At 72.5% G+C, this 13,767-nt stretch carries 14 protein-coding genes and 1 riboswitch; of the genes, 2 read left to right on the top strand and 12 right to left on the bottom strand.

What is annotated here, in order from left to right; all coding sequences use genetic code 11:
- The first annotated feature begins 128 nt into the window (after positions 1 to 128).
- Positions 129 to 389, top strand: a complete 261-nt coding sequence (rpsT, locus tag IOD16_RS04010; protein WP_123743614.1) for a 30S ribosomal protein S20 — start codon at positions 129 to 131, stop codon at positions 387 to 389.
- Positions 390 to 514: 125 nt separating this feature from the next.
- Here the strand turns inward: rpsT and holA are convergent, their stop codons facing one another.
- The gene (gene holA, locus IOD16_RS04005) at positions 515 to 1,498 is read right to left on the bottom strand and encodes a DNA polymerase III subunit delta (RefSeq protein ID WP_201438933.1); all 984 of its coding nucleotides are present in this window, start codon (positions 1,496 to 1,498) and stop codon (positions 515 to 517) included.
- 96 nt (positions 1,499 to 1,594) lie between these two features.
- Positions 1,595 to 1,710: riboswitch (SAM riboswitch) on the top strand.
- Between the two features lie 11 nt (positions 1,711 to 1,721).
- Here holA and thrC point away from each other — a divergent pair.
- Complete coding sequence (thrC, locus tag IOD16_RS04000; RefSeq protein WP_123743616.1) at positions 1,722 to 2,984, top strand: threonine synthase; 1,263 nt, start codon at positions 1,722 to 1,724, stop codon at positions 2,982 to 2,984.
- Between the two features lie 54 nt (positions 2,985 to 3,038).
- On the opposite strand, the gene IOD16_RS03995 is transcribed toward thrC, so the two are convergent.
- The 11 genes from IOD16_RS03995 to IOD16_RS03945 all read right to left on the bottom strand — a co-directional run bounded on the left by IOD16_RS03995 (position 3,039) and on the right by IOD16_RS03945 (position 13,763).
- Positions 3,039 to 5,930, bottom strand: coding sequence for a DNA internalization-related competence protein ComEC/Rec2 (locus tag IOD16_RS03995; protein ID WP_442978090.1), 2,892 nt, complete (start codon positions 5,928 to 5,930; stop codon positions 3,039 to 3,041).
- A gap of 1,107 nt (positions 5,931 to 7,037) precedes the next feature.
- Positions 7,038 to 7,226, bottom strand: a complete 189-nt coding sequence (locus IOD16_RS03990) for a hypothetical protein (RefSeq protein WP_201438932.1) — start codon at positions 7,224 to 7,226, stop codon at positions 7,038 to 7,040.
- Positions 7,227 to 7,741: 515 nt separating this feature from the next.
- The gene (locus tag IOD16_RS03985) at positions 7,742 to 8,488 is read right to left on the bottom strand and encodes a ComEA family DNA-binding protein (RefSeq protein ID WP_236594742.1); all 747 of its coding nucleotides are present in this window, start codon (positions 8,486 to 8,488) and stop codon (positions 7,742 to 7,744) included.
- An 86-nt stretch (positions 8,489 to 8,574) separates the two neighbouring features.
- Positions 8,575 to 9,417 carry a DegV family protein gene (locus IOD16_RS03980; RefSeq protein WP_201438931.1) on the bottom strand — a complete coding sequence of 281 codons (843 nt, stop codon included), beginning with the start codon at positions 9,415 to 9,417 and terminating at the stop codon, positions 8,575 to 8,577.
- An 11-nt stretch (positions 9,418 to 9,428) separates the two neighbouring features.
- Positions 9,429 to 10,160 (bottom strand): diglucosylglycerate octanoyltransferase, encoded by a 732-nt coding sequence (gene octT, locus IOD16_RS03975; protein ID WP_236594741.1) that lies wholly within the window; start codon positions 10,158 to 10,160, stop codon positions 9,429 to 9,431.
- Entirely contained in the window at positions 10,157 to 10,771 is a 615-nt protein-coding gene (locus IOD16_RS03970; RefSeq protein WP_123743620.1) for a histidine phosphatase family protein, read from the bottom strand. The genes octT and IOD16_RS03970 overlap by 4 nt, the downstream gene beginning before the upstream one ends.
- Positions 10,768 to 11,154 carry a ribosome silencing factor gene (rsfS, locus tag IOD16_RS03965; RefSeq protein WP_201438929.1) on the bottom strand — a complete coding sequence of 129 codons (387 nt, stop codon included), beginning with the start codon at positions 11,152 to 11,154 and terminating at the stop codon, positions 10,768 to 10,770. The genes IOD16_RS03970 and rsfS overlap by 4 nt, the downstream gene beginning before the upstream one ends.
- Positions 11,155 to 11,223: 69 nt before the next feature.
- On the bottom strand, positions 11,224 to 11,817 hold the full coding sequence (gene nadD / locus IOD16_RS03960; protein WP_123743622.1) for a nicotinate-nucleotide adenylyltransferase: 594 nt from the start codon (positions 11,815 to 11,817) through the stop codon (positions 11,224 to 11,226).
- A gap of 193 nt (positions 11,818 to 12,010) precedes the next feature.
- Positions 12,011 to 12,232 carry a ferredoxin gene (locus IOD16_RS03955; RefSeq protein ID WP_123743623.1) on the bottom strand — a complete coding sequence of 74 codons (222 nt, stop codon included), beginning with the start codon at positions 12,230 to 12,232 and terminating at the stop codon, positions 12,011 to 12,013.
- Positions 12,233 to 12,236: 4 nt separating this feature from the next.
- Positions 12,237 to 13,421: a cytochrome P450 gene (locus tag IOD16_RS03950; protein ID WP_123743624.1), complete on the bottom strand. Its 1,185-nt coding sequence runs from the start codon at positions 13,419 to 13,421 to the stop codon at positions 12,237 to 12,239.
- Positions 13,422 to 13,541: 120 nt separating this feature from the next.
- Entirely contained in the window at positions 13,542 to 13,763 is a 222-nt protein-coding gene (locus tag IOD16_RS03945) for a ferredoxin (RefSeq protein WP_201438928.1), read from the bottom strand.
- Between the last annotated feature and the right edge of the window lie 4 nt (positions 13,764 to 13,767).

The raw sequence follows: 13,767 nt of genomic DNA, 5'->3' as shown, positions 1-13,767 counted from the left end.
GCTGCCCTGATAACCTTCTCGGTCGTACCCGCGCGGCATTCCGCTGTGGAGGAAAACCGTCCCCCCGTGGGGCGGAGCCGGTGACAAGCGCGGTGCGACTCCGAGACCGAGGAAAAGGTGGCTTTCGCGTGGCGAACATCAAGTCCCAGATGAAGCGGATCAAGACGAACGAGAAGGCGCGCCTGCGCAACAAGGCCGTCAAGTCGTCCCTCAAGACCGCCATCCGCAAGTTCCGTGAGGCCGCCGAGGCCGGTGACAAGGAGAAGGCTGTCGCGCTGGCGCAGGACGCGTCCCGCAAGCTCGACAAGGCCGTCTCCAAGGGAGTGATCCACTCCAACCAGGCCGCCAACAAGAAGTCGGCGCTGGCGCGGCGCGCCAACCAGATCTGATCTGGTCTTCACGCTGAAGTGCCGCCCACCCCCACGCGGGGTGGGCGGCACTTTTCGTCTCCGCCCCCGACGGGCCGGCCACCTGGCGCTCAGCGGCCCGGCAGCACCGGCCGGCGACCCAGCGCTCAGCGGCGGCCGTGGGCGGCGACGATCTTCAGCACCGCACGTTCCAGGGCGTAGCCGGAGTCGGCGGCGACGCCCTTGACGTCGGCGTTCAGGTCCGCGACCACCGTCATCGCGGCCGCGAGCCCCCGCTCCTCCCAGCCACGCGACTGGCCCTGGGCCTTCTTCACCTTCCACGGCGGCATGCCCAGCTCGCCCGCCAGCTTGAACGGGTCACCCCGGCCCACCGCGGAGACCCGCGCGATCGTGCGCACCGCGTCGGCCAGCGCGTCGGCGACCAGCACGTGCGGCACACCGAGCTGGATCGCCCACCGCAACGCCTCCAGCGCACCCGCCCGGTCGCCCATCACGGCCTTCTCCGCGACCGCGAACCCGGTCACCTCGGCCCGGCCGCGGTGGTAGCGGCGGACCGCCTCGGCGTCGACCTTGCCGGCCGTGTCGGCGACGAGCTGCGAGGCCGCCGCCGCCAGCTCGCGCAGGTCCGACCCCACCGCCTCGATCAGCACCGCCACGGCCTCCGGGTCGGCCTTCCCGCCGCCCGCCGCGCGGATCTCGTTGCGCACGAACGCTTCCCGGTCCGCCGCCTTGGTGATCTTGGGGCACTCGGTCACGCGGGCGCCGGCCTTGCGCAGCGCCGCGGGCAGCTCCTTGGCCGCCTTGCTGCGCCCGCCGCCACTGTGGACGACCACCACCGTCACCCCGTCCGCCGGGGCCTTGGCGTAGCCGAGGACCGCGTCGGCGATCTCCTTGCCGCACTCCTGCGCGGCTTCCAGCGCGACCACCCGCCCCTCGGCGAACAGCGACGGGCTCACCAGTTCCGCCAGCTCAGGCGGGGTGAGATCAGTCACGCGGACGCGGGTCAGGTCGGCCTGCGGGTCGGCTTTCCGCGCCGCCGCCAACGCACCGCGCACCGCGCGCTCGACCAGCAACTCCTCCTCGCCGAGGATCAGGTGCACGGCGTCGGGCGTGTCAGCGGGCGCACTCACGGCGCGATCCTCCCACGGCCGGCAGACGTCCGGATGGTGGACGTCTCTGGCTGAGGGTCGGGATCGTGACGTAAGTTGAGGGCCATAACTGAATACCGCTCATCCAGAGGGGCAGAGGGATCGGCCCGTAGAAGCCCCGGCAACCCGTCGCACAGCGTCCGCTGGCGATCACGGTGCCAATTCCGACCCGCGGTGCGCGGGAAAGATGAGGAGATACCTCGCGATGACTGCTGTCAGTGTGCCCTCGGCCACCACCTCCTTCGACCTCGGTCCCGCCCGCGCGCTGTCGTGTCGTGAATGCGGCCACCAGACACCGCTCGCCGCCGAGTACGCCTGTCTCGAGTGTTTCGGGCCGCTGGAAGTGGCCTACGACTTCGGTCGGATCCGCCGCGAGGACATCGAGGCGGGCCCCCGGTCGATCTGGCGCTACCGCGGCCTGCTCCCCGTGCCGACCACCGTCGAGTCGCACCCCAACACCAACCCCGGCGGCACCCGCCTGGTCGAGGCCGACCGCCTCGCCAAGGCCCTCGGCGTGCGCAAGGTGTGGGTGAAGGACGACACCGGCAACCCGACCCACTCGTTCAAGGACCGCGTCGTCGGCGTCGCCCTCGCCGCCGCCCGCGAACTCGGCTTCAAGGTCCTGGCCTGCCCCTCCACCGGCAACCTGGCCAACGCCGTCGCCGCCGCCGCCGCCCGCGCGGGCTGGCAGTCGGTGGTCCTGGTGCCGTCCACGCTGGAGCGGGCGAAGATCCTCATGACCGCCGTCTACGGCGGCAACCTGATCACCGTCGACGGCAACTACGACGACGTGAACCGGCTCGCGCAGGAACTGGCCGCCGAGCACGAGGACTGGGCGTTCGTCAACGTCAACGTCCGCCCCTACTACGCCGAGGGCTCCAAGACGCTCGGGTACGAGGTCGCCGAACAGCTCGGCTGGCGCCTGCCCGACCAGATCGTGGTGCCGATCGCGTCCGGCTCCCAGTTGACCAAGGTGGACAAGGCCTTCCGCGAGCTGGGCGACCTCGACCTGGTCGAGCAGACCCCGTACCGCGTGTTCGGCGCGCAGGCCACCGGCTGCTCCCCCGTCGCGGCCGCCTTCAAGGCGGGCCACGACGTGGTCACCCCGGTCCGCCCGGACACCATCGCCAAGTCGCTGGCGATCGGCGCCCCCGCCGACGGCCCCTACGTGCTGGACGCCGTCCGCCGCACCAACGGCGCGATCGAGGACGTCACCGACGAAGAGGTCGTCGAGGGCATCCGCCTCCTGGCCCGGACCGAGGGCATCTTCGCGGAGACCGCCGGCGGCGTCACCGTCGCGACCGCGAAGAAGCTCATCGAGACCGGTCAGCTGGACCCGGACGGCGAGACCGTGCTCCTGATCACCGGCGACGGCCTCAAGACCCTGGACGCCCTCGGTGACCGCGTCGGCCCCCGCGCCAACGTCCCGCCGTCGGCCGAAGCCGTCCTGAAGGCCCTCCAGGACTGACCCCGTTCCGCCCGTTCACGCCTGGGGCCCGACCCCGGGCGTGAACGGTGGCGGTCAGCCCGCCGACGACCGGATCGGCGGTGGTCGGCCGAGCGCGGGCCACCTTGGTCGCGGCACACCGGTCGCCCCGGCTGTCGTTCTCCCCACCGGTGCTCTCCCGTCCGCGGTGGTGGTCACAGGGCGATCCTGGACGAGCGCAGCCACCCGGTCCGGGGGAATGCGGTCAGCTCCGGCAGGACGTGCGGACCGACCGGTTCGGTGGCCACGCGCCAGGCGGTGAGCATCTGCGGCCAGGGCCGTTTCGCCTTCTCCTGGTTGTAGCGCTCGGCGTGCCACGCCTCCGGCGGGATGGCGAGGTCCGCGTCGAACAGGCCGTCGGCGATCAGGCGGTAGGCGCTGTCCGCGGAGAAGACCTGCGCCAGGCGGATCACGCCGGTGGCCGTCGCCCTGGCGACGATGCCGCGCTCGCCGCCGGGCAGCTCCTCGCAGACGTAGTAGGTGAACGCGGGCCGGAGCTCCTCGCTCGGCCAGGGTTGGGCGGTGTAGCCGGGTTGCCACAGCGCCCACGCCACGGCCCGGTTGTCCTCTTGGGGCGACCAGCCGGAGTGCAGTCGGATCCAGACGTCGTTCTTCATCGTTGTCCCCTTGTCCGTGGTGGTGTCGGCCGCCGCTCCTGCGGGCGACCCGCGGCCCGTCCGGGCCTGCCAGGACGGCGGTGTCGCCGTCCCGGTCCGTGCGCAGCACCAGCGCGCCTCGGCTCGTCAACGCGTCGACGAGCACCCCGCTGGGGTGGCCGTAGCGGTTGTCCGCGCCGACGCTCACCAGCGCGATCCGCGGCCGGACCGCCGCGAGGAACGCCGGTGACGAGTACCGCGACCCGTGGTGCGGCACCTTGAGCACGTCGGCCCGCAGGTCCACGTGCCCGCCGAGCAGGTCCGCCTGCCCGGCCAGCTCGATGTCTCCGGTCAACAGCACCCGCCCGGCCGCGGTGGAGGCCCGCAGCACCAGCGACGCGTCGTTGACCGCCGTGTTCGTGTCCGTACCGCTCACCGGGCCCGCGCGCGGCCCCAGCACGTCGAGCTCCAGGCCCGGCCAGCTCAACCGCTGCCCGGCGGTCAACTCGACCACCCGGACCCCGGCCGCCCGCGCCCGTTCCCGCACCTCCTCCCACGCCCATCCGGGCTCCCGCGACGGCCCCACCGCCACCGCGCCCACACCCCGCTCGGCCAGCACCGCCGCCAGACCACCGACGTGGTCGGCGTGCAGGTGGCTGAGCACCACCAACGGGATTCGCCGTACCCCCAACCTGCGCAGGCACGACAGCACCGGCACCGGGTCCGGCCCCGTGTCGACCAACACCGCCCGGTCACGCTCGGCGGTGGCGAGGACCACCGCGTCGCCCTGACCCACGTCACAGGCCACGACCGACCAGCCGGGCACCGGCCAACCGGGCGCGACCACGTTCAGCGGCACGACCACGACCACCGCGCCGACGACGGCCGCCAGGACCAGCGCCCGCACCCGGCGCAGCCTGGTGACCGCGTAGCCGAGCACCAGCACCCCGGCCAGCAACGCACCGCCCGCCCACCCTTCGGGCCAGGCGACCGCCGCACCGGGCACGGCCGCCGCGTGCCTGCCGACCGCGATCAGCCAGCTCACCGGCGGCCCGGCCACTTCGACGACCAGCCGGGCCGCCGGTTCGTGCGCCGCCGCCAGCACGGTGGCCAGCACACCGAGCACGGTGGCCGGGGCCACGACCGGCGCGACCAGCAGGTTCGCCACCACCGCGACCAGGCTCACCTGGCCGGAGATGCCGGCGACCAGCGGCGCGGTGGCCAGGTTCGCCGCCACCGGCACCGCCAACGCCTCGGCGAAACCCACCGGGACGCCGCGCTCCTTCATCGCGGTGGCCCACCTCGGCGCGAGCAGCACCAGCGCCGCCGTCGCCACCACGGACAGGCCGAACCCCGGCTCGGTGGCCAACTCCGGGTCGTAGAGCACCAGGACCACCACCGCCGCCGCGAGCGCCGGCAACGCCGACCGCTCCCGACCCAGCACCAGCGCGAGCAACGCCACCGCGCCCATCACCGCGGCCCGCAGCACACTCGGCTCCGGCCCGGCCAGCACCACGAACCCGACCAGTGCCGCCATCGCGCCCACCGCGCAACCACGCGGACCGACCCGCAGCAGCCTCAGCAGCAACAGGACCGCGCCGCAGAGGATCGCCAGGTTCGCGCCGCTCACCGCGAGCACGTGGGCGAGACCCGCCGTGCGGAACTCCTCCACCACCCTGGGCGGGAGGCCGGAGGTGTCGCCGACGACGAGCGCGGGCAGCAACCCGGCCGGTTCGGGGTCGAGCGCCGTGCTCGCGTCCCGCAGTCCGGCACGCAGGTCCTCGGCGACCCGCTGCCACACCGGCGCTTCGGTCACGTCCCGCGGAGGCCCGCGAACCCGCAGCACCGCGACCGTCAGTTCACCTCCGCGAGGAGGGGCGAGGGTGCCGCGCGCGGTGACCCGTTGACCGGGCAGGAGGTCCCGCCACCCCGCCGCGGGCGCCAGCACGGCGAGCCGGCCACCTCCGTCGAGCGATCCCCGCACCAACACCAGGTCGACTCCACCGGCACGCGAACCGAAACCAGTGGTGCGCAGACCGTGCGGCCGATCGTCGAGTTCGAAGTGGACGGTCGTGGGCGTGCCCCGCTCCGCCTCGACCCGCAACGGGTGGTGGGCCGCCCCGTAGGCCTGGACGCCGATCCAGCACGCCGCCACCGGACCCGCGACAGCCACCGCCACCGCTGCCGGCCGCCACCGGCGCAACGCCGAACCGCCGACCACGGCAGCGATCAACCCGACCGTGAGCGCCGCCCACCACGCCCACCACAGCCCGGCCAAAGCCGTCGCCCACACCGCCAGCGCGGCAGGGACCAGATACGCACGAGGACTCACGACCTCACCTCCCGAGGTAGAGCACGGAGAACGACTACGGTCAGTCCGATCGCCGGCGCCGCTTGTCATGCCGAATGCGCCCCGACGAGCACCTCGGCTCACACCGCGCCGACGATCTCGACGCAGTCGGTGCCGGTGACGGCAACGCCGACGCCTCGATCGTGTGCAGGCGCACTCGCTGGCCTGGCGCACGCCGCCGATCAGCGCGATTCGCCTCCTCCAGCGACCGCACCGAGAAGTGCCGCGGCATGGGTCGAGCACCCACCGGTCCGGGGCGTCCGACTTTGGCGAGGCGGGCAGGTCGCCATCTGCTCGACCTGCCCGCGGACCGACGTCGTCCTGCTGCCGCCCATGCGACCGCCACCGCCACCGCGTACGGCGACGGCGCGTCGCTGGCCGGCTGGCCACCAGCGCACCCCGGTGCCGGAACGGGCCACGCCCGAGTACCACACCTCGACCGGTGCACGGCCCACGCGCCGAGCAGGACGTGCCACCTCAACGAGCCGGTCGACACCACGACCACACCGGGCACACGCGTGGCGTGCCCGAGTCGAAGCGGAGGGTCCGCAGGGCGAGCAGCGGCGCGACGCCGATGCCCGGCCCGACAGCCAACCGGGTGTCGGCCATCACCTGCCAGCCGCTCCCAATCGCCTGACTGCGGGCGGAAACGGCAACTCCAACGCCAATCACGACCCGGCAACCAGCTTGAGTCCTGCGCGTGCCCGCCGGACTACCGCGACGCCGATGCTGGCCCGACGACCAACAGGGTGTTGGCCAGCACCTGCCAGTAGTCCCCAATCGCCTGACCGCAGGCGGCAACGTCAACTCCAACGCTGCCAACGACCCCAGCAACCGGCTCGCGTCCCGCGCGTGCCCGCCGGACCAGCGCGACGCCGATGCCGGCCCGACGACCAACAGGGTGTTGGCCATCACCTGCCAGTAGTTCCCAATCGCCTGACCGCAGGCGGCAACGTCAACTCCAACGCTGCCAACGACCCCGGCAACCGGTTCGCGTCCTGCACGTGCCTGCGGGACCAGCGCGACGCCGATGCCTGGCCCGACGACCAACAGGGTGTCGGCCATCACCTGCCAGTTGTCCCCGATCGCCTAGCTTGCGGACGGGGCCAAGAGCAATAGCGCGCTGACCGTCGGCGGAGACGTCGAATCCAACGCCGCCCACGACTCCAACAACCGGCTCGGGTTCTGCACGCCCACTACGGGCACCACCGCGTCGGTCCCCGCGAGGGAGAGCGCGATGCCGATGCTCAGCCCGACGACCAACAGGGTGTCGGACATTGCCTGGCGGTGGCTTCCGGTTGCCCAACTCGGGGAAGGGGCCAAGAGCAACAACGCACAGGCTGCGGGCGGTAAGGCTGCCGGCGATTCCGGCGACTGGCTCGTGTTCTGTGCGAGCCCGCTAACGGCACCATCACGTCCAGTCGGTTGCGCGCCTGGGCCACGCACAACGCGCTCGTGGCCGACGCGTCCGCCGTTGCCGCCGGAGCGTTCCACGCCGGATGCTCCGTGCGGGGTTGCTCCGCTTGCACCGGCGAAGTGCGCCGGCCCGTCGTTCGGTCTGGAGTGCAACAACTGCGACCACGGTGGCCGAGTCGGAGGTGATGCGGCCCAGCCTGTCCGGAGGTCGAGGGTGGGCGGCTCATGAGCCCATCCAGCGGGACCTCGACAAGGTGGTCAGGCGGGAGGTGGCGGCGCGGATGGCGCGGCGGATGCGGGCCAGGAGTGTGGAAGGTCGGTGGCATTCGGGGTGCGGGCAGGATCGGGTGGGAAGCATGGTGCGCTCCGAGAAGGCGTTAGAGGCGGACGAGGTCGCGGAGCTTCGACAGTTTCGCGTCGCCGATGCCCTCGATCTCGCCCAGTTGGTCCAGGGACGTGAAGGGGCCGCGTTTCTGCCTTCGGTCGACGATGCGCTGCGCTGTCACCGGGCCGACACCGGGCAGGGTGTCCAGTTGGTCCTTGGTCGCGGTGTTCAGGCTCAGCGGCTCGGTGGTCGTGCCGGCCTGGTGCGGGACGGCGACGCCCACGGCGATCTGCTCGCCGTCGGTGACCTTGCGGGCGAGGTTCAGCGGGGTCAGGTCGGCACCGGGGTTGGCGCCGCCCGCCGCCCGCAGCGCGTCGGCCACCCGTGCGCCGTTCGGGACGGTCACCAGGCCGGGGCTCGGCACGAGGCCCACCACGTTGACGACGAGCTGCTCCTCGGCCTGGGTGACGACGGCGGCCTCGGCCACCGGGAGGTCCGGTGGGGTCTCCGGCACGGGCCGCTCCCACCACAGGGCCAAGGCGACCACCAGCGCCACACCGGCCATCACTCCCGCGAGCAGGAACCTGCGGCGGTGCGGGACGGCCGGTTCGGGCAGCCAGCGGCGCAGCAGGCGGTGAAGGTTGTGGTGCAGCCCGTGCAGCGGGGCGGGTGGGCCGGTGCCGCCGTCCGACGAGACGAAGACCAGGGTCTCGGCGTCTGACGCGCGGTGTCTGCCCCGCTCCTGGGAGACGAGGGCCTTCAGGCGGGCGGTCGTGGTGTCCGGGTTCTTGTCGAACATGGGACCGACGTTAGGCCGGGTGGAGCAGGGGGTGGGGAGGGAGTTCGCGAGCTGTGGACAACCGGCTGAATGATGGATAAGGAGAGCTAGGACACCCCTCCGGGCAGCACCACGACCCCCAGCACACCGGGGCCCGTGTGCGCGCCGATCACCGCTCCGACCTCGGAGATCAGACAACCGGTCGAGCCGGGCAGGCGCTCGTCCAGCAACGTCGCCAGCTCCGCCGCGCGTTCCGGGGCGGCCAGGTGGTGGACGGCCAGACCGACCGGCCCGGAACCCGCCGCCGACGCGGCCAGGTCGACCAGCCTGCCGATCGCCCGCCCCATCGTGCGCACCTTCTCCAGCGGCACGATTCGACCGTCGTCCACGTGCAGCAACGGCTTCACCGCCAACGCGGTGCCCACCAACGCGGCGGCGGCGCCGATCCGCCCACCCCGCCGCAGGTGGTCGAGCGTCTCCACGCAGAAGAACATCCTGACCCTGGCCGCGGCCGCCACCGCGGCTTCCTCCGCGCGCGCGGCGTCACCACCCGCGGCGCACGCGGCCAGCGCGGCGAACCCCAACCCCATGCCCGTGGCCCGCGAGTCGACCACCCTGATCCGGCTCGGGTCGACCTCCTCCGCGGCCAACCGCGCGGCCTCCCACGTGCCCGAGAGGTCACGGGACAGGTGCACGGACACGATCCCCTCCGCGCCCTGGGCCAACGCGGACCGGTACACCTCGGCCAGCTCACCGGGCGTCGGCCGGGACGTGGTCACCCGCCGGTGCTCCCCCAGCGCGGCGGCCAGCTCCGCCGGGCCGAAGTCCACCCCGTCCAACCTGCTGCGACCGTCCACAGCCACGTGCAGCGGCACGACCCGGACGCCGTGCCGCTCGGCGAACCCCTCAGGCAGGTACGCCGTCGAGTCGGTGACGATCGTGGTGGACACGAGAGCCGAGACTACGGCTCCGCCGCACCCGAGTGGCCGACCGCCACGGACCTGATCAGTTCCGCCATGGCCCGCCCGACCAGCTCGTGCCCTTCCCAGCCCCAGTGCATGCCGTCCGGGTTGCCGAGCCGTGACCGAACGTGCTCACCCACCAGCGGCGGCACGTCCAGCAGCGGCACGCCGGCCTCACCCGCCCAGGACCGCAGCGCGCGCTCCCCCGCCGCACGCCCGCTGTGCACACCCGCGTAGGCGGGCGAGCAGTGCACCGAGGGCGTCATCCCGACCACCCTGATCCGCGGCCGCAGAGCACGCACGGCGCGCACCGAGTCGTCCAGGTACCGCACGGTCAAGCGCGGCGGCAGCGCCACCGGGTACCCGCAGAACGCCCGCGACAGCACCGGCTGCAACGTCCGGTACCCGGTCCGGGCCCGCCGCCGCAGCCCGTCCGGCCGCAGGTAGCGCAGGCCTTGCCGCAGGTAGGTCGGCAGCGGCGACGGCAGCGTGTCCATGTGCCCCACGGCCAGCACCACCACGTCCGTGCGCGGCAGCAGCGACCACACCCGGGGGTCCCCGGTCAACGACCACCAGGCGTCCCTGGCCGTCCAGCCGAACCCCGCCGCCAGCTCCGCGTGCCCGCCCAACGCCGACGCCGCGACGTTCGGCCACAACCGGGGGTCGTCGGCGGGCAGCGGCCCCCGCGGACCGTGGAACGAGAGCGAGTCGCCGAGGACGAGCAGTCTCACCTGGTGCTTCCGGCGTTGTACGACGACAGCCGCCACCGGCCGTCGCCCTGCGGCCGGCGGGCGAACACGGTCCAGTGGCAGTTGCCGATGCCGCCGAGCAGCGCCCAGCGGTCGACCGGCAGCTCCAGCAACTTCCCGGTCAACGCGCTGATCAGGCCGCCGTGCGCGCACAGCATGACCGTGCCGGAGAACTCGGCGTCCACCTCGGCGACCACGGCGAGAGCGCGCTCGGCGACCTCCACGCGCGTCTCGCCGTCCGGCGGCGCCAGGGTGCCGTCGACCCGCCACAGGTCCAGGGCACCCGGCCACTCCGCTTCGATCTCGGTCGAGGTCAGCCCCTGCCACTTGCCCAGGTGCGTCTCGCGCAGCCGTTCGTCGACGCGCAGTCCGACGCCGGTCGCGTCGGTGAACACCGTGGCGGTGTCCCTGGCGCGACGCAGGTCGGAGGCGACCACCAGCTCGGGCTCGAACCCGGCGAGCACCGGCACCGCGAACCGAGCCTGGTTCCACCCGGTCTCGGTCAGCGACGAGTCCAGGTGGCCCTGCATGCGGCCGGTCGCGTTGTAGTCGGTCTCACCGTGCCGCCACAGCACGAGCCGGTTCAGGGTCATGCCTCGGCGGCCTCGTCGGCCGGTGGCCCGGCGTCGAACTCGATGCGCGGGCAGTCCTTCCACAGCCGCTCCAGGCCGTAGAAGGTGCGCTCCTCGACGTGCTGGACGTGCACTACCACGTCCACGAAGTCCAGCAGGACCCAACGACCTTCGCGCGCACCCTCACGGCGGACCGGCTTGCGGCCGGCCTCGCGCAACTTCTCCTCGACGCCGTCCACGATCGCGCCGACCTGCCGCTCGTTCGCGGCGGAGGCGATCACGAAGCAGTCCGTGATCACCAGTTGGTCGGACACGTCGAGCACGATCACGTCGTGCGCCTTCTTGTCGGCTGCCGCGTCAGCGGCGGCCAGCGCCAACCGTCGTGCCTCGTCGGTGGCTGCCACGTCACTCCTCATCACACCGGCGGACGCCGTTACGCCCGCACGAGTCAATGAGGGTACCGGCGTCCCGGCTCAGTCCGGCATCGAGTAAAGCCGACGCTTGCTTATGTACTGCACGACACCATCCGGCACGAGGTACCAGACGGGCAGTCCGGCGGCCGTCCGGGCCCGCACGGCGGTCGACGAGATGGCCATCGCGGGCACCTCCACCAGCGACACCGCGCCCGGCGGCAGGTGGGTGTCGTCCAGCTCATAACCCGGTCGGGTGACCCCGATGAAGTGGGCCAGGCCGAACACGTCGTCCGCGCGCCGCCAGGACAGGATCTGCTCCAGCGCGTCCGCGCCGGTGATGAAGAACAGGTCCGCGTCCGGGCGCCCGACCTTGAGGTCGGTGAGGGTGTCGATGGTGTACGTCGGTCCGGGCCGGTCGATGTCGACCCGGCTGACCGAGAACCGCGGGTTGGAGGCGGTGGCGATGACCGTCATCAGGTACCGGTCCTCGGCCGCGCTGACCTCGCGCTCGCTCTTCTGCCACGGCTGGCCCGTCGGCACGAAGACGACTTCGTCGAGGTCGAAGCGGGCCTGGACCTCGCTGGCCGCGACCAGGTGGCCGTGGTGCACCGGGTCGAAGGTGCCACCCATGACGCCGATCCGCCGGTTCGACATGGGAGGTGAGCCTAGTTCGGGTGGTGCGCGGGCGGCCGGTCGCTCCCCGAATGGCCGCCCGCGCACCCGTCCCCCGATCGCGGCCCTGGGGGAGTGGGCCGCAACCGCGGATCGCGCGACCCACCCCGAATGAGCCGCACGGTGGAGGAACGCGCACGTCACGCGGTTATGACGCGATCGGCTGGAATTTTTTCTACAGCTGCGGCGCGAGCACCGTGCCGTCCGACGAACGCACCAGGATCGCCTCCATCGGGCACGACTCCGCGGCGTCGATGACGGCGTCGTCCGGGTCGACCCCCGAGTTGATCGGGGTGGCCGTGCCGCCGTCGAGGCGGAAGTGGTCCGGCGCGATCGACGTGCACATGCCGGTCCCGAGACACGCGCCCTTGTCGACTTCGATCGTCCACTCGCTCATCGGTCTACCACCTCACCAGTAGTCGTTCGGGGCCTCGCACCAGTCTGCCCTTCTTGAACACCACGTCGTCGGCCAACTCCAGGTGCGGGAACCTATTGAGCAAGGTCGAGATGGAGACCTGCAACTCCATCCTTGCCAAGGGCGCGCCGATGCAGTGGTGCACGCCGTGGCCGAACGCGAAGTGCGGGTTGTGCTCGCGGTGGAAGTCCAGCTCGTGCGGGTTGGCGAACACGGCCGGGTCGCGGTTGGCCACGAGCCCGTCCACGAACACGGCCTCGCCGGCGCGGATCGTCACGCCCGACAGCTCCACGTCGGCGGTGGCGATCCGGGGGAAGCCGGGCGAACCGGACAGCTTCGTGATCCGCAGCAGCTCCTCCACGGCGGCCGGCACCAGCGACGGGTCCGCGCGCAGCTCCGCCAGCCGGTCCGGCTGGGTCAGCAGCTGGTAGACGAAGTTGCCGATCTCGCTGCCGGTTGTCTCGTGGCCCGCGATGAGCAGCGTGACGCCGAACGACACCAGCTCCTCCTCGGTGAGCCGGTCGTCGTTGTCGTGCGCGTGCACCAGCACGGTGAGCATGTCGTCGGCCGGGTTCTCGCGCTTGTCCTCGACCAGCTCGCGGATGTAGGCGCGCAGCGAGGCCGCACCGGCTTCGATCTCGGGCACGGTGAACGCGGTGATCGCCACCGCCGCGTCCGACCACTCGCGGAACTTGGCCCGGTCCGGCATCGGGACGCCCAGCATCTCGCTGATGAGCGTGATGGCCACGGGCATGGCCAGGGTGTCGACGAGGTCGGCGGGCGGTCCCTGCGCCTCCACGTCGTCCAGCAGGCCGTCCACGATCTGCTGGGCGCGTTCGCGCAGCTGCCCGGTGCGGCGGGCGGTGAACGCCTTGGCCAGGATCCGGCGCAGCCGGGTGTGCTCCGGCGGGTCCATGCTCAGGATGGTGGTGATGTTCGGCACCGCGGGCATGGTGCGCGGCGGGTCGTAGTCGGCGTCCATCACCGGCGCGCGGCTGAACCTCGGGTCGGCCAGCACGACCTTGGCGTCGGCGTACCGGGTGACCAGCCAGGCCTCCCGGCCGTACGGCAGCCGCACGCGGGCCACCGGCTCGTCCCGCTGCAGCTCCAGGTAGGTCTCGTTGACCACGAGGTCGTCGGGTTCGGGGAACGGGTAGGACCTGGCCGCCATCGGAACTCCCACTGCCAGTGATCACTTTGTCCCCGACAGTAGGTATCCCGCCCGGCACGCGGGACGTGCCCCGCAACGCCGCTACGGCTTTCACCGGCGGCGCTGCGGAGCCCTCTGCCGCTACGGCTGGGGCGCGAGCACCTCGCCGTCCGCCGAACGCACCAGGATCGCCTCCATCGGGCACGACTCCGCGGCGTCGATCACCGCGTCGTCCGGGTCGACCTCCGGGCTGACCGGCGTGGACGTGCCGCCGTCGAGGCGGAAGTGGTCCGGCGCGATCGACGTGCACATACCCGTCCCCAGGCACGCGGCCCGGTCGACGCCCACCGTCCACCGGCTCATCGGT

This window comes from Saccharothrix sp. 6-C (assembly GCF_016695385.1).
Lineage (GTDB): Bacteria > Actinomycetota > Actinomycetes > Mycobacteriales > Pseudonocardiaceae > Actinosynnema > Actinosynnema texasense.
The sequence above is the reverse complement of the archived record's forward strand: the minus strand, read 5'-3'. Positions and strand labels throughout refer to the sequence as shown.